This window comes from Telluria sp. PB2R4, from assembly GCF_059685695.1.
This window is the reverse complement of record NZ_JCASIC010000008.1, coordinates 128,306-148,497: the sequence shown is the minus strand read 5'-3', so window position 1 is coordinate 148,497 and position 20,192 is coordinate 128,306. Positions and strand designations below refer to the sequence as shown.

22 protein-coding genes are annotated in these 20,192 nt (G+C 64.5%); 6 read left to right on the top strand and 16 right to left on the bottom strand.

Going from position 1 to position 20,192, the window contains the following annotated elements; translation table 11 throughout:
• The first annotated feature begins 8 nt into the window (after positions 1 to 8).
• From aat to AC56LU_RS14925, 3 genes are all read left to right on the top strand, one after another.
• On the top strand, positions 9 to 773 hold the full coding sequence (aat, locus tag AC56LU_RS14935; RefSeq protein ID WP_497176396.1) for a leucyl/phenylalanyl-tRNA--protein transferase: 765 nt from the start codon (positions 9 to 11) through the stop codon (positions 771 to 773).
• A gap of 127 nt (positions 774 to 900) precedes the next feature.
• Complete coding sequence (locus tag AC56LU_RS14930) at positions 901 to 1,629, top strand: arginyltransferase (RefSeq protein WP_497176395.1); 729 nt, start codon at positions 901 to 903, stop codon at positions 1,627 to 1,629.
• Positions 1,630 to 1,696: 67 nt separating this feature from the next.
• The gene (locus AC56LU_RS14925) at positions 1,697 to 2,734 is read left to right on the top strand and encodes a quinone-dependent dihydroorotate dehydrogenase (RefSeq protein WP_497176394.1); all 1,038 of its coding nucleotides are present in this window, start codon (positions 1,697 to 1,699) and stop codon (positions 2,732 to 2,734) included.
• A gap of 303 nt (positions 2,735 to 3,037) precedes the next feature.
• On the opposite strand, the gene AC56LU_RS14920 is transcribed toward AC56LU_RS14925, so the two are convergent.
• The 7 genes from AC56LU_RS14920 to AC56LU_RS14890 form a co-directional block, all read right to left on the bottom strand.
• On the bottom strand, positions 3,038 to 3,967 hold the full coding sequence (locus AC56LU_RS14920) for a CysB family HTH-type transcriptional regulator (RefSeq protein ID WP_497176393.1): 930 nt from the start codon (positions 3,965 to 3,967) through the stop codon (positions 3,038 to 3,040).
• A gap of 11 nt (positions 3,968 to 3,978) precedes the next feature.
• A complete protein-coding gene (locus AC56LU_RS14915) occupies positions 3,979 to 5,052 on the bottom strand; it encodes a sulfate/molybdate ABC transporter ATP-binding protein (protein ID WP_497176392.1) in 1,074 nt (357 codons plus the stop codon).
• Positions 5,049 to 5,969 (bottom strand): sulfate ABC transporter permease subunit CysW, encoded by a 921-nt coding sequence (gene cysW, locus AC56LU_RS14910; protein WP_497176391.1) that lies wholly within the window; start codon positions 5,967 to 5,969, stop codon positions 5,049 to 5,051. Before cysW ends, AC56LU_RS14915 begins: the two co-directional genes overlap by 4 nt.
• Positions 5,966 to 6,838, bottom strand: coding sequence for a sulfate ABC transporter permease subunit CysT (gene cysT, locus AC56LU_RS14905; protein ID WP_497176390.1), 873 nt, complete (start codon positions 6,836 to 6,838; stop codon positions 5,966 to 5,968). The genes cysW and cysT overlap by 4 nt, the downstream gene beginning before the upstream one ends.
• Before the next feature lie 108 nt (positions 6,839 to 6,946).
• Positions 6,947 to 7,720, bottom strand: a complete 774-nt coding sequence (locus AC56LU_RS14900; protein ID WP_497176389.1) for a sulfite exporter TauE/SafE family protein — start codon at positions 7,718 to 7,720, stop codon at positions 6,947 to 6,949.
• Positions 7,721 to 7,931: 211 nt separating this feature from the next.
• The gene (locus AC56LU_RS14895) at positions 7,932 to 8,570 is read right to left on the bottom strand and encodes a peroxiredoxin (protein ID WP_497176388.1); all 639 of its coding nucleotides are present in this window, start codon (positions 8,568 to 8,570) and stop codon (positions 7,932 to 7,934) included.
• Between the two features lie 99 nt (positions 8,571 to 8,669).
• On the bottom strand, positions 8,670 to 9,056 hold the full coding sequence (locus tag AC56LU_RS14890) for a diacylglycerol kinase (protein ID WP_497176387.1): 387 nt from the start codon (positions 9,054 to 9,056) through the stop codon (positions 8,670 to 8,672).
• Positions 9,057 to 9,189: 133 nt separating this feature from the next.
• Here AC56LU_RS14890 and AC56LU_RS14885 point away from each other — a divergent pair, with 133 nt between their 5' ends.
• Positions 9,190 to 9,999 carry an IclR family transcriptional regulator gene (locus tag AC56LU_RS14885; protein ID WP_497176386.1) on the top strand — a complete coding sequence of 270 codons (810 nt, stop codon included), beginning with the start codon at positions 9,190 to 9,192 and terminating at the stop codon, positions 9,997 to 9,999.
• 5 nt (positions 10,000 to 10,004) lie between these two features.
• Here the strand turns inward: AC56LU_RS14885 and AC56LU_RS14880 are convergent, their stop codons facing one another.
• From AC56LU_RS14880 to AC56LU_RS14870, 3 genes are all read right to left on the bottom strand, one after another.
• Positions 10,005 to 11,207 carry a serine hydrolase gene (locus tag AC56LU_RS14880; RefSeq protein ID WP_497176385.1) on the bottom strand — a complete coding sequence of 401 codons (1,203 nt, stop codon included), beginning with the start codon at positions 11,205 to 11,207 and terminating at the stop codon, positions 10,005 to 10,007.
• 179 nt (positions 11,208 to 11,386) lie between these two features.
• Complete coding sequence (locus AC56LU_RS14875; RefSeq protein ID WP_497176384.1) at positions 11,387 to 12,082, bottom strand: nitroreductase; 696 nt, start codon at positions 12,080 to 12,082, stop codon at positions 11,387 to 11,389.
• On the bottom strand, positions 12,079 to 13,005 hold the full coding sequence (locus AC56LU_RS14870) for a DMT family transporter (protein ID WP_497176383.1): 927 nt from the start codon (positions 13,003 to 13,005) through the stop codon (positions 12,079 to 12,081). The genes AC56LU_RS14875 and AC56LU_RS14870 overlap by 4 nt, the downstream gene beginning before the upstream one ends.
• A gap of 344 nt (positions 13,006 to 13,349) precedes the next feature.
• On the opposite strand from AC56LU_RS14870, the gene phaP reads away from it, so the two are divergent.
• A complete protein-coding gene (gene phaP, locus AC56LU_RS14865) occupies positions 13,350 to 13,934 on the top strand; it encodes a TIGR01841 family phasin (protein WP_497176382.1) in 585 nt (194 codons plus the stop codon).
• A gap of 217 nt (positions 13,935 to 14,151) precedes the next feature.
• Here phaP and AC56LU_RS14860 read toward each other — a convergent pair whose 3' ends face one another.
• The 6 genes from AC56LU_RS14860 to AC56LU_RS14835 all read right to left on the bottom strand — a co-directional run bounded on the left by AC56LU_RS14860 (position 14,152) and on the right by AC56LU_RS14835 (position 19,386).
• Positions 14,152 to 14,874, bottom strand: coding sequence for an ABC transporter ATP-binding protein (locus AC56LU_RS14860; protein ID WP_497176381.1), 723 nt, complete (start codon positions 14,872 to 14,874; stop codon positions 14,152 to 14,154).
• A gap of 8 nt (positions 14,875 to 14,882) precedes the next feature.
• Positions 14,883 to 15,653, bottom strand: coding sequence for an ABC transporter ATP-binding protein (locus AC56LU_RS14855; protein WP_497176380.1), 771 nt, complete (start codon positions 15,651 to 15,653; stop codon positions 14,883 to 14,885).
• The gene (locus AC56LU_RS14850; RefSeq protein ID WP_497176379.1) at positions 15,650 to 16,873 is read right to left on the bottom strand and encodes an ABC transporter permease subunit; all 1,224 of its coding nucleotides are present in this window, start codon (positions 16,871 to 16,873) and stop codon (positions 15,650 to 15,652) included. The genes AC56LU_RS14855 and AC56LU_RS14850 overlap by 4 nt, the downstream gene beginning before the upstream one ends.
• A gap of 16 nt (positions 16,874 to 16,889) precedes the next feature.
• Entirely contained in the window at positions 16,890 to 17,819 is a 930-nt protein-coding gene (locus tag AC56LU_RS14845) for a branched-chain amino acid ABC transporter permease (RefSeq protein WP_497176378.1), read from the bottom strand.
• Positions 17,820 to 17,980: 161 nt separating this feature from the next.
• Positions 17,981 to 18,922 carry a 4-hydroxy-3-methylbut-2-enyl diphosphate reductase gene (gene ispH / locus AC56LU_RS14840; RefSeq protein ID WP_497176377.1) on the bottom strand — a complete coding sequence of 314 codons (942 nt, stop codon included), beginning with the start codon at positions 18,920 to 18,922 and terminating at the stop codon, positions 17,981 to 17,983.
• A 14-nt stretch (positions 18,923 to 18,936) separates the two neighbouring features.
• Positions 18,937 to 19,386, bottom strand: a complete 450-nt coding sequence (locus AC56LU_RS14835) for an FKBP-type peptidyl-prolyl cis-trans isomerase (protein WP_497176376.1) — start codon at positions 19,384 to 19,386, stop codon at positions 18,937 to 18,939.
• A gap of 104 nt (positions 19,387 to 19,490) precedes the next feature.
• On the opposite strand from AC56LU_RS14835, the gene radC reads away from it, so the two are divergent.
• On the top strand, positions 19,491 to 20,162 hold the full coding sequence (radC, locus tag AC56LU_RS14830) for a RadC family protein (protein ID WP_497176375.1): 672 nt from the start codon (positions 19,491 to 19,493) through the stop codon (positions 20,160 to 20,162).
• Positions 20,163 to 20,192 lie beyond the last annotated feature (30 nt).

Below are 20,192 nucleotides of genomic sequence, written 5' to 3'. Positions count from 1 at the left end.
AAGCCGCCATGATTCCCTGGCTCGAGCCGACTTCGCCGTTCCCCGACGTCTCCGACGCGCTGACGATCGACGCGCCGGGCCTGCTCGCGGCCGGGGCCGACCTGTCGCCGCAGCGCCTGCTGCTGGCCTACCAGAACGGCATCTTTCCCTGGTTCTCGGAAGGCCAGCCGATCCTGTGGTGGAGTACCGACCCGCGCATGGTGCTGCGCACCGAACATTTCAAGGTCAGCGACAGCCTGAAGAAGACCTTGAAGCGGATCGAAAGGAGCCGTCGCGAAGGCGGCCCATGGCAGGTGCGCTTCGACAGCGCCTTCGAAGAGGTGATGCGGGCCTGCGCCGCGCCGCGCAGGGACGGGCCGGGCACCTGGATCTCCGAGGACATCATCGACGGCTACACCGGCCTGCACGCAATGGGCTATGCGCACTCATCCGAGGTCTGGCACGAGGGCGAGCTGGTCGGCGGCGCCTATGGCGTCTGCATCGGCCGCATGTTCTATGGCGAGTCGATGTTCGCACGGGTGACGGACGCGTCCAAGGTGGCGCTGGCCTACCTGGTCGCCTTCCTGCGCAGCCAGGGCGTGCAGATGGTGGATTGCCAGCAGGAGACCGGCCACCTGGCCTCGCTGGGCGCCGCGCCGATTCCGCGCAGCGCCTTCCTGGCGCACCTGCGCGAGGCCATCCGCGAGCCGGCCATCACCCGCTGGGAAGTGGTATCACCCGAGCGTCTGACAAAGCCTTCAGGGCAAGGCGCAGCGTCGAAGACAGTACGCTAGTACGGCGAGACGATGCAACGCAGCCATGAAGGTTTTGTCGGGCGCTCGCGGCACCGTTGATTGGCTAACAGTGGCAATGCCGCGATTTCGTTAAAATAGGTTCATCACGTCGTCTCGAGGCTTTTGCATGACGCACCTAAATGACCTGCCCTTCGCCACCCTGCAGTTCTACACGACGGCGCCCTATCCCTGCAGTTATCTCGACGCGCGCCAGGCCCGCTCCCAGGTGGCGACGCCTTCGCACCTGATCAACGCCGACGTGTATTCCGAGCTGGTGCGCAATGGCTTTCGCCGCAGCGGCATCTTCACCTACCGTCCCTACTGCGACGGCTGCCAGGCCTGCATCCCGGTGCGGGTGAAGTGCGAAGACTTCGTGCCCAGCCGTACCCAGCGCCGCGCCTGGAAACGCCATGGCGACCTGGTGGCGATGGTGGCCAACCTCGCCTTTTCCGACGAGCACTACGCACTCTACCTGCGCTACCAGACCACCCGCCACGTCGGCGGCGGCATGGACCAGGACAGCCGCGACCAGTACGCCCAGTTCCTGCTGCAGAGCCGCGTGAACACCCGCCTGGTCGAATTCCGCGAACCCGACGGCCAGCTGCGCATGGTATCCATCATCGACGTACTGTCCGACGGCCTGTCCTCGGTGTATACCTTCTTCGACCCGGACCTGCCGGGCGCATCCTTCGGCACCTACAACGTGATGTGGCAGGTAAACCAGGCGCGCGAGCTCGGCCTTCAATACGTCTACCTCGGCTACTGGATCGAACAAAGCCCCAAGATGGCCTACAAGATCAACTTCCGTCCGCTGGAAGCGCGCATCAAGGGCGTGTGGAGCATACTGGAGCGCTGAGGCCGCCAACGGTCGCCGTGCTCTCACGGCGCTGTAAAATGGCGGGAGTCATTACTTCGAGTCCCCCATGTCCGACAAGCTCCTGTACTCCCTCGCCCGCCCATTGCTGTTCTCGCTCGACGCCGAACAAGCCCACAACCTGGCCCTGCCGCTGCTGCGCCGCGCCGCCGCACTCGGTCTCACCAGGCTCGCCAGCCGGCCGGCGCCGGACCCGCGCACGGTCATGGGCATCCGCTTCCCGAACCCGGTCGGCCTGGCCGCCGGCCTCGACAAGGATGGCGCCTACATCGACGGCCTGGCCTCGCTCGGCTTCGGCTCGATCGAGATCGGCACCGTCACCCCGCGCGCCCAGGGCGGCAACCCGAAGCCGCGCATCTTCCGCCTGACGCAGGCCCAGGGCATCATCAACCGCATGGGCTTCAACAACGGCGGCGTGGATGCCTTCGTGGCCAACGTGCAGGCCTCGCGGTTCTACCAGGACAAGCAGGGCGTGCTCGGCCTGAACATCGGCAAGAATGCCGACACGCCGATCGAGCGCGCCGCCGACGACTACTTGCACTGCCTGCGCAAGGTCTACCCGTACGCCAGCTACGTGACGGTCAACATCTCGTCGCCGAACACCAAGAACCTGCGCCAGCTGCAGGGCGAATCGGAACTGGATTCCCTGCTGGCGCAGCTGAAAGAAGAACAGCTCCGGCTGGCCGACCAGCACAAGCGCTACGTGCCGGTGGCGCTGAAGATCGCGCCGGACATCGATGGCGACCAGGTGCGCAACATCGCCGGCGCCCTGCTGCGCCACAAGATCGACGGCGTGATCGCCACCAACACCACGCTCAGCCGAAGCGCGGTGCAGGGCATGCAGCATGGCGAGGAAGCCGGCGGCCTGTCGGGCGCGCCGGTGTTCGAGCTGTCGAACACGGTGATCCGCCTGTTGAAGGCCGAACTGGGCGACGCACTGCCGATCATCGGCGTGGGCGGCATCATGCGTGGCGAGGATGCGCGCGCCAAGATCGCCGCCGGCGCCCAGCTGGTGCAGCTCTACACCGGCTTCATCTATGCCGGCCCGGCGCTGATCCGCGATTGCGCGGCGGCACTGCGCCGCTGAAGGAGAGCACATGGAACGCCGTCGGCTGGGGCAGGCTGAGCTGATGGTGTCGAAGCTCTGTTCTCCAGCTCAGTGCGCTACCAATCGTAGGGTGGGCGGCTCTACCTGAAACTGTCCGCATACGCGCGTTGCGTGCCGCCCACGCGTTCAACTCCCGCTAGAACAGACGGACTGGCTATTCGTGCACCGGCTAAACGCGTGGGCGGCGCTCACGGCGCAGGCTACGCATCTTGCAGGGCGGAGCCGCCCACCCTACGAATTCCGCAAGCGCCGCCATGAACGCGCTCGGTCAGCGCCACTCGATCACTCCACCGCCTGCAACGCCTTCTCGATATCCGAGCGCGTATACCCCTGCGCAAAGCGCTCGATGAAGTGGTACGCATACGTACGCAGGTAGGAGCCCTTGCGCACGGCGAGGCGCGTGACGTTGGGCGCGAACAGGTGCGAGGCCTCGATCGCGCGCATGCCCTTGTCGCGGCCATGGTCGAAGGCCATCGAGGCCACGATTCCCACGCCCATCCCCAGCGACACATACTGCTTGATGACGTCCGAGTCCATCGCGGTAAGCACGATGTCCGGGGCCAGCCCCGCTTCCACGAAAGCCGCGTCGATGTGACTGCGGCCGGTGAAGCCGACGTCGTAGGTGATCAAAGGGTGCTCGGCCAGGTCTTCGAGCTTCAGCGGCTGCCCGCTCGAGAAGATCGGGTGCCCTTCCGGCGCCACGACCAGGTGGCTCCAGCGGTAGCACGGGAAGGACACCAGGTCGGGGAAGGCCGACAGGCCCTCGGTGGCGATGCCGATGTCGGCCTTGCCCGACAGGACCCATTCGGCGATGTGCTCCGGCGCGCTCTGCTGCAGGGCGATGCGCACGCCCGGGAAGGCGTTGCGGAACGACTGCACTACCTGCGGCAGCGCATAACGGGCCTGGGTGTGGGTGACCGCCACGGTGAGCGTGCCGCTGTCCTGGGCCGCGAACTCGGCGCTGGCCTGCTGGAGGTTCTCGGCCTCGACCAGCAGCTTCTCGACGATCTTGAGGATGCCCTTGCCCGGCGGCGTCAGGCCGGTCAGGCGCTTGCCATTGCGCTCGAAGATCACGACCCCGAGTTCGTCTTCGAGTTCGCGGATCTGGCGCGACACGCCGGGCTGCGAGGTGAACAGCGCATTGGCGACGTCGGTCAGGTTGAAGTCGCGGCGTGCGGCCTCGCGCACGGAACGCAGCTGCTGGAAGTTCATATGCCCGCCTTTCAGATTCCGTCGCCGGCATCGACGAAGACTTCGATGCGGCGCGGCTTGACCACCAGCGTGTCGCCCTCGCGGAAGCCGTGGCGCGCGAACAGTTCGTTCGGCATCACCGCTTCGATCAGCTGCTGGTTGTCGGCGCGCTCCAGGTCGAGCTGGGCCAGCGGGCCGATCGCATGCGCGCGGCGCAGCTTCGCCACCACACCTTCGGCGCCGGGCGTGTAGCGCTCGACGTCGAGGTCGTGCGGACGCACGTAGCCGATGCCTTCGCCGTTCCGGATGCCGGCATGTTCCGGCGTCTTGAACTGTGCTTCGCCGCTGGCCAGCACGCCTTCGTGCACGCGGCCGTGGAACAGGTTGACGTTGCCGAGGAATCCGTACACGAACGGCGACGCCGGCTTGTTGTACACATCGCCAGGAGAACCAAGCTGCTCGATGCGGCCCTTGTTCATCAGGACCACCTGGTCCGCCACTTCGAGCGCTTCTTCCTGGTCGTGGGTGACGAAAATCGAGGTCACGTGCAGGTCGTCGTGCAGGCGGCGCAGCCAGCGGCGCAGCTCCTTGCGCACCTTGGCATCCAGCGCGCCGAAAGGTTCGTCGAGCAGCAGCACGCGCGGCTCCACGGCCAGCGCGCGCGCCAGGGCGATGCGCTGGCGCTGGCCGCCGGAGAGCTGCGGCGGATAGCGGTCGGCGATCCAGTCGAGCTGCACGAGTTCGAGCAGCTGGCGCACCTTGTCGCGAATCTGCTGTTCGGACGGGCGCTCCTTGCGCGGCTTGACGCGCAGGCCGAAGGCGACGTTCTCGAATACGGTCATGTGCTTGAACAGTGCGTAGTGCTGGAACACAAAGCCGACCTGGCGCTCGCGCACGTGGCGGTGCGAGGCATCCTGGCCGTCGAGCAGCACGGCGCCCGAATCGGGATGCTCGAGGCCGGCGATGACGCGCAACAGGGTCGTCTTGCCGCAGCCCGAAGGGCCGAGCAAGGCGGTCAGCTGGCCGTCCGGGAACTGCAGCGACACGTCGTCGAGCGCGGTGAACTGGCCGAACTGTTTATGGATGTGCTGGACTTCGATGGTCATGCTGTGTGCTCCATGATGCGTTCGTCGGTGCTTGCCTTGCGTGCCTCGTGCAGGCGCCATTCGATGAAACTCTTCACCGCCAGGGTGACCAGGGCGAGCAGCGCCAGCAGCGATGCGATCGCGAAGGCGGCCGTGAAGTTGTATTCGTTGTAGAGGATCTCGACCTGCAGCGGCATGGTGTTGGTCTCGCCGCGGATGTGGCCCGACACCACCGACACCGCGCCGAACTCGCCCATCGCCCGGGCGTTGCACAGGATGACGCCATACAGCAGGCCCCACTTGATGTTCGGGATCGTCACGCGCCAGAAGGTCGACCAGCCGGAGGCGCCCAGCACCAGCGCGGCTTCTTCTTCTTCGGTACCCTGCTGCTGCATCAGCGGGATCAGTTCGCGTGCCACGAACGGGAAGGTGATGAAGATGGTTGCCAGCACGATGCCCGGCACCGCGAACAGGATCTTGATGTCGTGCTCCATCAGCCATTCGCCGAACCAGCCCTGGGCGCCGAACAGCAGCACGTAGATCAGGCCGGCGATCACCGGCGACACCGAGAACGGCAGGTCGATCAGGGTCAGCAGGAAGCTCTTGCCGCGGAACTCGAACTTGGCGATGGCCCAGGCCGCGGCCACGCCGAACACCAGGTTCAGCGGCACCGAGATGCCGGCCGCGATCAGCGTCAGCTTGATGGCGGAGACCGCATCCGGGTCGGTGATCGATTCGAGGTAGGTGCCCCAGCCGCGCTTGAGTGCTTCGGTGAACACGGCGGCCAGCGGCACGAACAGGAACAGGGTCAGGAAGGCCAGCGCCACGGCGATGAGCAGATAACGCACCCAGTCCGGTTCGAGCACGTTATTTGCTGATCGGCGCACCGGTGCGGCCTTCTTCGGCGCAGTACTGACGTTGTCGAGGACTGCGCTCATTTTTTACCTGCCCGTTTGCGCGTCCAGGCCTGCAGCAGGTTAATCGTCAGCAGCAGGATGAACGAGATGATCAGCATCACCACCGCGATCGCCGTGGCGCCCGCGTAGTCGTACTGCTCGAGTTTGGTGATGATGAACAGCGGCGTGATCTCGGAAACCATCGGCAGGTTACCGGCGATGAAGATCACAGAGCCGTATTCGCCGGTGGCGCGCGCGAAGGCCAGCGCGAAGCCGGTCAGCAGCGCCGGCGTCACCGTCGGCAGCACCACGCGCCAGAAGGTCTGCAGCGGCGAGGCGCCCAGGCTGGCGGCGGCCTCTTCGAGCTCGCGCTCGGCTTCTTCGAGCACCGGCTGCACCGTGCGCACCACGAAGGGCAGGCCGATGAAGGTCAGCGCCACCAGCACGCCGAGCGGGGTGAAGGCCACCTTGATGCCGAACCTGGCCAGCTGTTCGCCGATCAGGCCGTTGTGCGAGTACAGCGCGGTCAGCGTGATGCCGGCCACTGCGGTGGGCAGCGCGAACGGCAGGTCGACCAGGGCGTCGATGATGCGCTTGCCGGGGAAGGTGTAGCGCACCAGCACCCAGGCCACGATGCCGCCGAAGATGACGTTGATGAAGGCGGCCAGCAGCGAGGCGCCGAAGGTGAGGCGGTAGGACGCCATCACGCGCTCGGAGGTGACCGCGCTCCAGAACGCCTCCCAGCTCATGGTGAAGGTGTTCAGGAAGACCGCCGACAGCGGGATCAGCACGATCAGGGCGAGGTAGAAAATCGTGAAGCCGAGCGAGATGCCGAAGCCGGGGATCACGCGGCCCGGCGATCTGCGTGGCGAACTGCGCGGCGCGCTGTGCGTTTGCACGAGGGAGGTCATGGAAGCCCTTATTACAAATTCTTCTAACGGGCTACCATAATCGCATGCAGCCCTTATATTACAAACGAAGCTTTTCTCATTTGCATAGACGGAAACAGCTATTACGAATCAGAAAACGAGCTTGGCCGCCACCCCGGTCAGCGTGGTCGCCAACAATGCGCGGAGGAAGCGTTCCGGCACCTTGCGGGCGGCCATCGCGCCCAGCGTAATGCCCGGTACCGAGCCCACGAGCAGGGTCAGCAGCAGCATCCAGTCGATCGAGCCCAGCCACCAGTGGCCGACGGCGGCGATCGCGGTCAGCGGCACGGCATAGGCGATGTCGGTGCCAGCCACCTCGGCCGGGCTCAGGCGTGGATACAGCATGACCAGCAGCGTGGCGCCGATTGCGCCGGCGCCGATCGACGAGACGGTGACGAGCATGCCCAGCACCGCACCCGAGACGACGGTGGCGACCATGAGCGCCCTGCCCTGCAGCTGGCGTCCGGGCTTCGCACTGACCCAGGCCAGCATGCGGGCACGGAACAGCAGCGCCACCACGGTCAGCATCACGGAGCCGGCGATCGAATAACGGATGAGCTCCCCGATCTGTGCGTCGAGCCCGCCGAAATGCTTGAGCGCCAGCGTTGCCACCAGCGCGGCCGGCAAGGCGCCCAGGCACAGGTGGCCGACGATTTGCCACTGGACAGTGCGGTTGAAGCGGTGGGTGATGGTGCCGACGCCCTTGGTGATGGACGCGAAGGCCAGGTCGGTGCCGACGGCGACCGCCGGCGACACGCCGAACAGCAGCGTCAGCAGCGGCGTCATGAGCGAACCGCCGCCCACGCCGGTCATGCCGACCAGTAGCCCTACTGCGAAACCCGCGATGATGTATGTCGTCGACATGCCTGGACCCTTACGTTAAGCCACAGCGTAAGGGGACTCGGCAGTTACGCAAACAACAGGTTTCTTATTTGCTTATGCGACGGATGGGTTGGTAGGGTGTGCGGCTTTGCCGCACGCGCGTTCAAACAGTTCATGAAGAACACCGGCGCATGTCATGCACACGTGATGTGTACGCGCGGACGGCGAAGCCGTCCATCCCACGAAACACAACTTACTTGTTGGGCTGCGGCGTCAGGCGCAGGTAAGGCCGTGGCGAGGTATAACCCTTTGGATACTTCTGCTCGATGACGGCCGGATCCTGCACGGTCAGCGGGATGATGACGTCGTCGCCATCCTTCCAGTTGCCCGGGGTGGCCACGGTGTAGCCGTCGGTCAGCTGCAGGGCGTCGATCACGCGCAGTACTTCGTCGAAGTTGCGGCCGGTGCTCATCGGGTAGGTGATCATCAGGCGCACTTTCTTGGCCGGGTCGATCACGAACAGCGAGCGCACGGTGGCGGTGGCCGAGGCCTCCGGGTGGATCATGTCGTACAGGCTCGAGACCGACTTGTCGGCATCGGCGATGATCGGGAAGCCGACCACGGTTTGCTGGGTTTCTTCGATGTCCTTGATCCAGGCGCGGTGCTGCTCGGCCGGGTCGACCGACAGTGCGATCGCCTTGACGTTGCGCTTGTCGAATTCCGGCTTCAGCTTCGCGGTCAGGCCCAGCTCGGTCGTGCAGACCGGCGTGAAGTCGGCCGGGTGCGAGAACAGCACTACCCAGGAATCGCCCGCCCATTCGTGGAAGCGGATCTTGCCGATGCTGGAATCCTGCTCGAAATCGGGGGCGGTATCGCCGAGGCGTAAGCTCATCGTCATTTCTCCATGTGATTGGACTACGGTAGCCTAGTCTACGTGGACTCGGCCATTAGTCAAACGACAGGTTTGTTATTTGCTTGTTCCGCAATGCTGCTAAAAAAAACGGCTGTACAGCACGACCGCCCAGGTGGCCGTCGCCAGCAGCAGGGTCAGGGCAACCGCCGCGCTCCCCATGTCCTTCGCCACCTTCGAGAGCGGGTGGCGCTCGAGCGAAATGCGGTCGACGATCGCTTCCATGGCGGAGTTGATGATCTCGACGATCAGCACCAGGACCAGCACCCCGATCAGGACCAGCTTCTGAAAGCCCGACACCGGAAGCAGCAGCGCCACCACGGCGGCAATGGCAATCACGACGACTTCCTGGCGGAACGCAGCCTCGCTGCGCCAGGCCCAGGCCAGGCCATCCCCGGTATTGCGGCAGGCTGCGAGGATGCGGGCGATGCCGCGCTTGGTCTTGAACTCGCTGATCGGTTGTTCCATTGGCTCAAAGAATTGATTGCAGGCGTGTCATTATGCCGTGCCGGCTTCCGCTTGCACACTACAGCCCATCGGTTTGCATCTGCGTTTCACATCATGGTATAAAGGACCAATACTGCACTGCACCAAGCACATCATGAAAATGGAAAACCCTTTGTTGGACACACAGGCATCCCCGGCATCGGGCAAGACCTCGATCCAGGTGATCGAACGCATGGTGGCGCTGCTCGATGCACTGGCCACCTATTCCGATCCGGTGAGCCTGAAGGAATTGTCGAAAGTTTCCGGCCTACATCCGTCGACCGCGCACCGCATCCTGAACGACATGGTGGTCACGCGCTTCGTCGACCGGGTCGAGCCGGGCACCTATCGCCTCGGCATGCGCCTGCTGGAACTGGGCAACGTGGTGAAAAGCCGCTTGTCGGTGCGTGAAGCGGCGCTCGACTTCATGCGCGCCCTGCACAAGAAAACCCAGCAGACCGTCAACCTGTCGGTGCGCCAGGGCGACGAGATCGTCTACATCGACCGCGCCTATTCCGAACGCTCCGGCATGCAGGTGGTGCGCGCGATCGGCGGCCGGGCGCCGCTGCACCTGACCTCGACCGGCAAGCTGTTCCTGTCGATCGACGACGCCAAGACCATCCGCGCCTATGCAACGCGCACCGGCCTGGCGGGCCACAACAAGAATTCGATTACCGACCTGGCGCGCTTCGAGCGCGAATTGAGCCTGGTGCGGGCGCGCGGCTATGCGCGCGACAACGAGGAACTGGAGCTGGGCGTGCGCTGCATGGCCGCCGGCATTTTCGACGACAGCGGCAAGCTGGTGGCCGGCCTGTCGATCTCGGCCCCGGCCGACCGCCTGCAGGAAGAATGGCTGGATGACCTGGTGCAGACGGCGTCGAGCATCTCATCCACCTTGGGCTACCGCCCTGCTCCAGCAATCTGATCCGGTCAGTGCAGCGTCGGCGCCGCCGCCGTGGCGCTGCTCATGATCGGTGTATCGGTGTTGCCCAGGGTCCCCGGCGTCAGCACATCGAGCTTGCCCGGCGCCAGCGCTTCGAGGAAGCGGCGCACCCGGCCGGCATCAGCGGTGCGTGACATCTTCCCTTTCGAATCCAGGAACACCATGATCACGTTGCGGCCGTGGATCGCCGCCTGCATCACCAGGCAGCGCCCCGCTTCGTTGATGAAGCCGGTCTTCTGCAGGCCGATATTCCAATCGGGCAAGGCCACCAGGTAATTGGTGTTCGCATAACGCATTGGCCGGCCGCTGGCCTTGACGACCGAGTTCGGCGTGGTGGAATACTCGCGCAGCAGCGGTTCCTGGTAGGCGGTGGTCACCAGCCGCGCCAGATCGCGCGCGCTCGACACGTTGCGGCTCGACAAGCCGCTCGAATCGACGAAGTGGGTATCCTTCATGCCCAGTTCACGTGCCTTGGCGTTCATCGCGGCCACGAAGGCGTCGATGCCGCCCGGATAGTTGCGGCCGAGCGCGGAGGCAGCGCGGTTTTCCGAGCTCATCAGGGCAATGTGCAGCAGTTCGCGGCGCGTCATGCGCGTGCCCACCGGCAGGCGTGAGCTGGAATACTTGTGGCGGTCGACATCGGCGTCGGTAATTCGTAGCATGTCGTCGAGATCTTGCCCGGCCTTCAGCACGACCAGGCCGGTCATGAGCTTGGTGATCGAGGCGATCGGGAGGGCAATGCCGGCGTTTTTTTCGAACAGGACTTCCGAACTGTTCTGGTCGAGCACGAAGGCGACGTTCGAGCGCAGCGACAGCGGATCGGTGGTACGGCGCAGGCCGGCGGCGTCGCCGACGGTGCGCGGATCGACCGCGACCGCGCTACCGGCGGCACGGCGCACCAGCCGGTAAGTGACCTTGCGCTTGCCGCGCACCATCTCCACGCGACGAACCATGCGTTGGCGGTTGTCATCGGCGATGACCTGGGCCAGGTCCTTGCGTTTGCCGCGCACGGCCTTGCGCTTCACCGCGCGCTTTTTCTTGACGACCTTCTTCTTGCTGGCCTTGGACTTGGACTTGGACTCCGCGGCGGCACCGGCGCCGGCACCGGCACCGGCGCCCGCGCCAGACGCGTGGACGGACTGGACCGCAAACAGCAGCGAAACGATAGCGGCCAATGCAAGTTTGAACATCTGAAACCCTTCGACGCAACACTGATGACGCAAAACCGATGAGATGCGCAATCCAGTTTAGCGGAACGACGTCTGACCGCAAGCGATAATCGAAATTCCGTGCGGCAACATCAAGAATCCAACAGTCCTTAGCAATCAAGTATTTACGCGAGCGCCTGGGCTTGCCTGGCGCCGGGAGTTTATTCCATGAAGCGGGCGAAGTGTCCGACCTGCTCGCGCTCGGTCACCAGCGAATTCTCGATTTTTCCCGGGTCGGCCCAGCCGAGCGCCATGCCGCACACCACCATTTCATTTTCCGGCAACCCGAGTTGGCGCGCAATCACGCGGTGATACTGTGTGAAGGCCGCCTGCGGACAGGTGTCGAGGCCGCGGCCGCGTGCGGCGACCATGATATTTTGCAGGAACATGCCGTAGTCCAACCAGGAGCCCTGCTCCATGATGCGGTCGATGGTGAAGATCAGGCCGACCGGCGCGTCGAAGAAGCGGTAGTTGCGCGCATGCTGGGCCGCCATGCCGGCCTTGTTGTCGCGCGTGAGCCCCAGCAGCGTATACAGGTCCCAGCCCACCTTGCGGCGCCGGTCGACATAGGGCGAGATCCACTCGCGCGGGTAATAGGCGTATTCCTCGGCATGTTGGCGCGCCCCCTCCGGATCCGCGTTCACCGCCAGAATCGCCTCGCTCAGCGCGCGGCGCGCCTGCCCGGTCAATACGTAGACACGCCATGGCTGGGTGTTGGTGCCGGACGGCGCGCGCGCGGCCACCTCGAGGATGCGCTCGATGTCGGCGCGCTCGACCGGCTTGTCCAGGAAGGCGCGGATCGAACGGCGCGAGGTGATGGCCGCGTCGACGGCTTCCTGCTGGGGGCTGGTAATCATGGGGTCTCCTTGTGCGGGGGTTTCTTGACGACGAATGCGACACCCAGCACGGCAACCAGCATGCCGGCCAGTGCCAGGGGGCTGAACGACTCGCCGAACATCAGCCAGGCCATGATGGCGGTGGTCGGCGGCGTCAGGTACAGCAGGCTGCTCACTTCGGTGGCGCGGCTGCGCCGGATCAGCGTAAACAGCAGGAAGATCGCGCCGATCGACAGCGCAAAGATCGACCACAGCCAGGCCGCGATGAAGTCAAGGCTCCAGGTAACCCTGGAAAATCCCGGGTCCAGGTCTTCGAGCACGATGGCTAGCGGCAGCAGCGCGGCGACGGTGGCGGCGAACTGGATCACGGTGCCGGTACGCAGGTCGAAGCCCGGGCACCAGCGCCGCTGGTACATGGTGCCGGCCGTGATGCACAGCAGCGCGAACACGCACAGGAGCACGCCAGCCGCCGTGAGCCCGGCCAGGTGCAGCTTGCTGTAGACCACCAGCACCACGCCGGACAGGCCGAGTGCGAACCCGAGCCACTGGTGCAGGCGCACCCGCTCACCGATCAGGGGCGCGGCTGCGGCGGTGAGGATCGGCTGCATGCCGACGATCAGTGCGGTGAGCCCGGCAGGCATGCCAAGCTTGATCGCGGTCCATACGCCGCCGAGGTAGCCGGCCTGCAGCAGCAGTCCGGCGACCGCCACATGCAGGACCTGGCCGCGCGGCCAGGGCGCGCGCAGCAGGAACACGACCGGCAGCAGCACGGCCAGCACGCCCAGGCAGCGCAGGATCACGAAGGTCAGCGGCGGCGCATAGGGCAGGCCGAGCTTGGCGACGATGAAGCCGGTGCTCCACAGGAACACGAACAGCAGCGGCACGGGCGAGAGCCAGGAAGCGGCCGGGATGGAACGGGAGCTGGAGGGGGTACAGGAAGACATGAAAGAGACGCCGCGGTGCAGCGGTGTGGATGGCTTGGCGAAAGGACAAACCATCAGTCTAGCACGCCGGTGCAGCTCCCTTGGGCGGTCAGCAATTCCACCATTTGTTGCGATAAATCAAACAAAAACGATTGAATTCTCTTGCAATCAATGCATTCAAGAAATTTATGCACAAGATCATGGTGCATCGCATCAAATTCGCTTGACTCGGCCTCAAACTTGATTGAAAATTGGATTTGTTGCGGTGCACAAGAAAAACAGTTTCGTTCAAAACAAACGGAAAACCTGCCTCACCGGTCCAAGCAACATTTCATCCACTAAACGCACTGAATTTGGAGAATCACATGTTTGCAATTCCTGAGCAGTTCTCGAACGCCACCAAAGCCAACCTCGAATCGCAATTCGCGCTGATGTCGTCGCTGACGGCCAAGACCTTTGAAGGCATGGAAAAGCTGGTCGGCCTGAATATCAGCGTCGCCCGCAGCACCCTGGAAGATTCGTCGAACGTCGCCCGCCAGCTGCTGAGCGCCAAGGACCCGCAAGAGTTCTTCTCGGTCACCGCTTCGCAGGCCCAGCCAAGCGCCGAAAAAGCCCTGGCCTACAACCGCCAGCTGGCCGCCATCGCCAGCGGCACCGGCGCTGAATTCTCGAAGGCTGCCGAGAGCCAGATCGTCGAAACCAACCGCAAGGTGATCGCACTGGTCGACGAAGTGAGCAAGAACGCCCCGGCCGGTTCGGAAACCTTCGTTGCCGCCGTCAAGACCGTGATCAGCAACGCCAACGCCGGCTACGAGCAGTTCAGCAAGACCAGCAAGCAGGCTGCCGAAGCCATCGAGAGCAACGTCAACGCAGCGGTGAGCCAGTTTTCGGCAACTGCTCGCAAGGCTACCGCTACTGCTGCTGCTGCCACCCAGTCGGCTGCCGCCTAAGTTTCGGCCGAAGCTGCGACTAGTCAAATGAAAAAGCCGGGACGGTGACGTCCCGGCTTTTTTGCGTTTGCGCCTTATGAAGGGTGGGCGGGGTAATTTCGGGCAATGCCCGGAATTACAAGCGCCCACGCGTTCAGCCCGCCGATGATACTTCGAGGCGCATCGATTCAAACGTGATTTGAACGCGTGGGCGGCGTAGCCGCCCACCCTACGAACATCACTCCCCGAGATACGCCGCCTGCACCCGCGGGTCGTTCAGCATGTCCACCGCATTCCCCGTCATCGTCAGGCTCCCCGACTCCATCACATAGCCCCGGTGCGCCGCCTGCAGCGCCAGTTTCGCATTCTGCTCCACCAGCAGGATCGTGATGCCCTGCTTCGACACGTCGCGGATCACCTCGAAGATCTTCTCGACCATGATCGGCGACAGCCCCATCGATGGCTCGTCCAGCAGCAGCAAGGTCGGATGGCACATCAGCGCGCGTGCCATCGCCAGCATCTGCTGCTCGCCGCCCGAGAGCGTGCCCGCCAACTGCGCGGCGCGCTCCTTCAGGCGCGGGAACACGGCGTACCACTTCTCGATATCCGCCGCGATTCCGGCCTTGTCCTGGCGCGTGTACGCGCCCATCAAGAGGTTCTCGTGGATGCTCATGCGGGTGAACACGCCCCGCCCTTCCGGTACCATGGCCAGCCTGCGCTGCACCATGCGGAAGGATGGCGTGCCGCGCAAGGGCTGGCCCAGGTAGCTGATCTCGCCCTCCACCTTGCAGGGCGGGAGCGTGCCGGTGATGGCTTTCAGGGTCGTGGTCTTGCCGGCGCCGTTGGCGCCGATCAGGGTCACCAGTTCGCCCTTGTTCACTTCGAGGTCGAGGCCCTTGACGGCCTTGATGCCGCCGTAGGCCACCTTCAGGCCCGAAATTTTCAGGATAGTGTCGCTCATGGTGTCGGTCACTGATGCGCTCCGCCGAGATAGGCCTTGATCACGGCCTCGTTCTTCTGGATCTCGGCAGGCAATCCCTCCGCGATCCGCTTGCCGTATTCGAGCACCGTGATGCGATCGCACAGGCCCATCATCAGCTTGACGTCGTGCTCAATCAGCAGCACGGTCTTGCCTTCGTTCTTGATCTTCACCAACAGCTCGCGCAAGGCCAGTTTCTCGGTGGCGTTCATGCCGGCGGCCGGCTCGTCCAGCGCCAGCAGTTGCGGGTCGGTGGCGAGCGCGCGCGCGATCTCGAGGCGGCGCTGGTCGCCGTAAGAGAGGTACTTGGCGGTGCGGTTGGCGTACTGGCCGATGCCCACGAAAGTCAGCAGCTCCTGCGCGCGCCCGCGGATCGCCGCTTCCTCGATGCGCGCCGCCTTGTGGCGGAAGATCGCACCGAACACGCCCTGGCGGGTGCGCACGTGGCGGCCCACCATCACGTTTTCCAGGGCGCTCATCTCGCCGAACAGGCGGATGTTCTGGAAGGTGCGGGCGATGCCTGCCCTGGCCACCTCGTGCGGGGCCGACGGCGAATACGGCTTGCCGGCCAGCTCGAAGCTGCCGCTGTCCGGCTGGTACAGTCCGGTGATCACGTTGAAGAAGGTGGTCTTGCCTGCGCCGTTCGGGCCGATCAGGCCAACGATCTGGCCGCGCTCGATGCGGATGCCGACATCGGTCAGCGCCTGCAGGCCGCCGAAGCGCTTGTTGACGCCGGCGATGTTCAAGATGATCTCACTCATGCCTTGGCCCCTTCTTCTTCCTCATTTGCCTCGTCATGGGCCAGCGCGGCGTTGGGGCGTTCCTCCTTGTTCGGCGACGGCCACAGGCCGGCCGGGTTGACCAGCATGATCAGCACCAGCGCCAGGCCGTACAGCAGCTGGCGCAGCACCTCGGCCTCGATCAGCACGGTGCCGAACAGCGCCTGCTGCGCCGGCTCGACCACGTGGCGCAGCACTTCCGGCAGCGCCGCCAGCAGCACGCCGCCCAGCACCACGCCAGGGATGTGGCCGATCCCGCCCAGCACCACCATCGCCAGCACGGCGATCGATTCGGTCAGCGAGAACGATTCGGGCGAGACGAAGCCCTGGAAGGCGCCGAACATGGCGCCGGCCACACCGCCAAACGACGCGCCCATGGCAAACGCCAGCAGCTTCACGTTGCGGGTATTGATGCCCATGGCCTTGGCCGCGATCTCGTCCTCGCGGATCGCCACCCAGGCGCGGCCCAGGCGCGAATGCTGGAGGCGCGACGTGATGAAAATCGTGGCGATGGTAAGGAACAGGAAAAGGAAGTAATAGGCGTTCACCGAGGGCATCGAGAAGCTACCGATGTGGACCGTGGCCTGGGAACCGGCCTCCCCCGCCAGCGACACACCGAACACGCGGATCGGATCGATCATGTTGATCCCCTGCGGCCCGTTGGTGAAGTTGATCGGGTCGTTCAGGTTGTTCATGAAGATGCGGATGATCTCGCCGAAGCCGAGCGTCACGATCGCCAGGTAGTCGCCGCGCAGCTTCAGGGTCGGGGCGCCCAGCAGCGCGCCGAACAGGGCCGCCACCAGTCCCGCCAGCGGCACGATCGCCCACACCGACAGGTGGATGCCGTTCTGCTGGATCTCGGGTCCGAAGAAAGTCACCAGCGCTTCGCCCAGCGCCGGCGAATAATAGATCACGGATTCGAGCAGCGCCGCGAACTGCGGCGACGAGAACAGTCCGACCATGTAGGCGCCCACCGCGAAGAAGGCGATGTAGCCCAGGTCGAGCAGGCCGGCAAAGCCGACCACGATGTTCAGGCCCAGCGCTAGCATGATGTACAGCAGCGCGATGTCGATGATGCGCACCCAGGAGTTGCCGAACTGGGAAGCGACGAAAGGGAAGACCAGCATCAGGATGAGGACGATCGCCATGCTGGCGTAGGCCTGGCGCGGCTTGTGCTGGACGTCGAAAGTCAGGAGTGCCATGTGTGTCCCTCCCTGGCTACGCGCGGTCCGCCACGCGCTCGCCCATGATGCCCGACGGGCGCAGGGTCAGCACGAGGATCAGCACGACGAAGGCGAAGATGTCCTGGTAGTGGCTGCCCAGGAAGCCGCCGGTAAGGTCGCCGATGTAGCCGGCGCCGAGCGCTTCGATGATGCCCAGCAGGATGCCGCCGATCATGGCGCCGTAGATGTTGCCGATTCCGCCCAGCACGGCGGCGCAGAAGGCCTTCAGGCCCGGCAACACGCCCATGGTGAAGGTGATCGACGCGTAGTTGGCGCCCCACATCACGCCGGCGACCGCGGCAAGTGCGGCGCCGATGGCGAAGGTGGCAACGATCACGCGGTTCGAATCGACGCCCATCAGGCCGGCCACGCGCGGGTTCTCGGCCACCGCGCGCATCGCGCGGCCCATGCGGGTGCGTTCGACCAGCAGCACCAGGCCGAGCATCGCCACGGCGGCCAGCACGAGCAGCAGGATCTGCGTATGCGAGATCAGCGCGCCGCCGATCGACACCGGTTCGGGCGAGAGCAGCTGGGGGAAAGGCAGTGGGCTGCGGCCCCAGATCATCATGGCAAAGGTCTGCAGCAAAATCGACACCCCGATCGCCGTGATCAGGGGCGCCAGGCGCGGCGCGTTGCGCAGGCGCCGGTAGGCGACGCGCTCGATCAGGATGTTGACCAGGATGGCGACCGGGATCGCGCCGAGGATGGCGGCCGCAAGCTGCACATAGCCCGGCAGGCCAGGGGCGTAGCTTTCCAGCAGCTTCAGGATGCTCAAGCCGATCATGGCGCCGATCATCAAGACGTCGCCGTGGGCGAAGTTGATCAGGTTGAGCACCCCGTACACCATCGTGTAGCCGAGGGCGACCAGGGCGTACATGCTGCCCAGCACCAGGCCGTTGAGGATTTGTTGGATGAATGTTTCCATCGTATGCGTTGTATCTCCGGTCTAAAAAAAACGGCACTCCGGGTATCCCCGCAGTGCCGTTCCGGCCCGACGTTCATGTTCCGATTGCCATCATGATAAATGGCATTCAGGAAAACTTACACTGGAAAACAGCTCATTCCAGCAAATTTGCTCTTGCGTAATTACGCAGCCTTGATGCCATCCAGGCCCTTCGGCAACGGAAACACCACGTTTTCTTCGACGCCCTCGAGCGCACGCACGCTGGCCGCGCCCAACGCCTTGAGGCGGTCGATCACGGCCTGCACCAGCACTTCCGGGGCCGAAGCGCCGGCGGTCACGCCAATGCGCTTCTTGCCGGCGATCCATTGCGGGTCGATGGCAGCGGCATTGTCGACCATGTAGGCCGGGGTGCCCATCTTGTCCGCCACTTCGCGCAGGCGGTTCGAATTCGAGCTGTTCGGGCTGCCGACCACGATCACCACTTCCACCTGCGGCGCCAGGAACTTGACGGCCTCCTGCCGGTTGGTGGTGGCGTAGCAGATGTCGCCCTTCTTCGGCTCGATGATGTTCGGGAAGCGTGCCTTCAGCGCGGCGATGATGTCGGCGGTGTCGTCCACCGACAGCGTGGTCTGCGACACGTAGGCCAGGTGGTCGGGGTTGTTGACCTGCAGCGTCGCCACGTCGTCCACCGTCTCGACCAGGTGCATGCCTTCCTCGGCCTGCCCCATCGTACCTTCGACTTCCGGGTGGCCGTCGTGGCCGATCATGATGATCTCGCAGCCCTGCCTGCGCATCTTGGCCACCTCCACGTGTACCTTGGTCACCAGCGGGCAGGTAGCGTCGAAAATGGTCAGGCCGCGCGCCTCGGCATCGGCACGGACAGCCTTCGAGACGCCGTGGGCCGAGAACACCAGGGTGTTGCCCGCCGGGACGTCTTCGAGTTCCTCGATGAAGATCGCGCCCTTGTTGCGCAGGTCTTCCACCACATAGGCGTTGTGCACGATCTCGTGGCGCACATAGATCGGCGCGCCGAACTGGGTCAGGGCGCGCTCGACGATCTCGATCGCGCGGTCCACGCCGGCGCAGAAGCCGCGCGGCTGGGCAAGCAGAATTTCGTTGTCCATGAAGGTTTCCTGTTTTACAGAACCGAAATCAGTTGTACTTCGAATTGCAGGGCCTGGCCGGCCAGCGGATGGTTGAAGTCGAACAATGCGGTGGTCTCGCGCATTTCCAGCAACACGCCGGCGAAGCGGCCGCCCTTGGGCGCGTTGAACTCGATCAGCTCGCCCACCTTGTAGTCGGCGTCCGGTACCGAGTTCTCTGCCAGCGTCGCCTTCGACACCGGCCGGATCAGCTCGGGGTTGCGGTCGCCAAAGGCCTCCGCTGCGCTCAGCTGGAAGGTCTGGTGCGCGCCTTCCGGCAGGCCGATCAGGCGCGACTCGAGGAAAGGTGCGAGCTGGCCCTGGCCCAGCAGCAAGGTGGCCGGCGTGCCGCTGAAGGTAGTGATGAGATCAGTACCGTCGGAAGTAGCAAGCCGATAATGCAGGGTCAGGTAAGACGATTCGTTGACGACTGGAGCGTTGGACATGTTCTTTGTGATGACAGGCGGGCCTGTTGCGGGCAAACCGCTATTGTAAGCCACGCCCGGCTGCTACGCCCCGGTGTGTCCTTTTTTATGGCAAGGATCAGACAATGAGAATCACTGAATGGCCGAAAGAGCAACGCCCGCGCGAACGCCTGCTGCGCGGCGGACCCAGGGTGCTCTCGGACACCGAACTGCTGGCGATTTTCCTGCGGGTGGGCGTGGCGGGAAAAAGCGCGGTGGCGCTGGCGCGCGACATGCTCGACCATTTCGGTTCGCTGCACCGGCTGCTGCACGCCAGCGCGACCGAGTTCGGCGCCCTGCACGGGCTCGGACCGGCCAAGTATGCCCAGCTGCAGGCAGCGATCGAGCTGACGCGGCGCGCAGTGGCCGAGGAGTTCGAACGCGAGGGCATGTGCTCGCCGGAAGCGGTGCGCGCCTACCTGCGCCACCAGTTCGCATTACAGGCGCATGAGTCCTTCGCCGTGCTCTTCCTCGACGTCAAGAACCGCCTGATTAATTACGAAGAGATGTTTCGCGGGACGCTGACCCATACCAGCGTGTATCCGCGCGAAGTGGTGAAGGCGGCGCTGCGCCGCAATGCCGCGGCCGTGATCCTGGCACACAACCACCCATCGGGCGTGCCGGAACCGAGCGAGGCCGATCTGCGGCTGACCTCCGCGCTGGTACAGGCGCTGGCCCTGGTCGACATCCGCGTGCTCGACCACTTCGTGGTAGCGGGGACACAGGTCCATTCGTTCGCGGAACACGGCCAGCTATAAGCCTGGAAGCGCGAATAAGCGCGTGAAAAC

Excerpts from the sequence above, each read along its gene's own strand:
- AC56LU_RS14875 (WP_497176384.1), bottom strand. The coding sequence starts at position 12,082 with ATGATTACCAGCCCCCAGCAGGAAGCCGTCGACGCGGCCATCACCTCG.
- cysT (WP_497176390.1), bottom strand. The coding sequence starts at position 6,838 with ATGACCTCCCTCGTGCAAACGCACAGCGCGCCGCGCAGTTCGCCACGC.
- AC56LU_RS14855 (WP_497176380.1), bottom strand. The coding sequence starts at position 15,653 with ATGAGTGAGATCATCTTGAACATCGCCGGCGTCAACAAGCGCTTCGGC.
- AC56LU_RS14885 (WP_497176386.1), top strand. The coding sequence starts at position 9,190 with ATGAAAATGGAAAACCCTTTGTTGGACACACAGGCATCCCCGGCATCG.
- AC56LU_RS14880 (WP_497176385.1), bottom strand. The coding sequence starts at position 11,207 with ATGTTCAAACTTGCATTGGCCGCTATCGTTTCGCTGCTGTTTGCGGTC.
- ispH (WP_497176377.1), bottom strand. The coding sequence starts at position 18,922 with ATGGACAACGAAATTCTGCTTGCCCAGCCGCGCGGCTTCTGCGCCGGC.
- AC56LU_RS14915 (WP_497176392.1), bottom strand. The coding sequence starts at position 5,052 with ATGACCATCGAAGTCCAGCACATCCATAAACAGTTCGGCCAGTTCACC.
- AC56LU_RS14930 (WP_497176395.1), top strand. The coding sequence starts at position 901 with ATGACGCACCTAAATGACCTGCCCTTCGCCACCCTGCAGTTCTACACG.
- AC56LU_RS14900 (WP_497176389.1), bottom strand. The coding sequence starts at position 7,720 with ATGTCGACGACATACATCATCGCGGGTTTCGCAGTAGGGCTACTGGTC.
- AC56LU_RS14920 (WP_497176393.1), bottom strand. The coding sequence starts at position 3,967 with ATGAACTTCCAGCAGCTGCGTTCCGTGCGCGAGGCCGCACGCCGCGAC.
- AC56LU_RS14895 (WP_497176388.1), bottom strand. The coding sequence starts at position 8,570 with ATGAGCTTACGCCTCGGCGATACCGCCCCCGATTTCGAGCAGGATTCC.
- AC56LU_RS14925 (WP_497176394.1), top strand. The coding sequence starts at position 1,697 with ATGTCCGACAAGCTCCTGTACTCCCTCGCCCGCCCATTGCTGTTCTCG.
- AC56LU_RS14845 (WP_497176378.1), bottom strand. The coding sequence starts at position 17,819 with ATGGAAACATTCATCCAACAAATCCTCAACGGCCTGGTGCTGGGCAGC.
- aat (WP_497176396.1), top strand. The coding sequence starts at position 9 with ATGATTCCCTGGCTCGAGCCGACTTCGCCGTTCCCCGACGTCTCCGAC.
- AC56LU_RS14890 (WP_497176387.1), bottom strand. The coding sequence starts at position 9,056 with ATGGAACAACCGATCAGCGAGTTCAAGACCAAGCGCGGCATCGCCCGC.
- radC (WP_497176375.1), top strand. The coding sequence starts at position 19,491 with ATGAGAATCACTGAATGGCCGAAAGAGCAACGCCCGCGCGAACGCCTG.
- phaP (WP_497176382.1), top strand. The coding sequence starts at position 13,350 with ATGTTTGCAATTCCTGAGCAGTTCTCGAACGCCACCAAAGCCAACCTC.
- AC56LU_RS14835 (WP_497176376.1), bottom strand. The coding sequence starts at position 19,386 with ATGTCCAACGCTCCAGTCGTCAACGAATCGTCTTACCTGACCCTGCAT.
- AC56LU_RS14850 (WP_497176379.1), bottom strand. The coding sequence starts at position 16,873 with ATGGCACTCCTGACTTTCGACGTCCAGCACAAGCCGCGCCAGGCCTAC.
- cysW (WP_497176391.1), bottom strand. The coding sequence starts at position 5,969 with ATGAGCGCAGTCCTCGACAACGTCAGTACTGCGCCGAAGAAGGCCGCA.
- AC56LU_RS14870 (WP_497176383.1), bottom strand. The coding sequence starts at position 13,005 with ATGTCTTCCTGTACCCCCTCCAGCTCCCGTTCCATCCCGGCCGCTTCC.
- AC56LU_RS14860 (WP_497176381.1), bottom strand. The coding sequence starts at position 14,874 with ATGAGCGACACTATCCTGAAAATTTCGGGCCTGAAGGTGGCCTACGGC.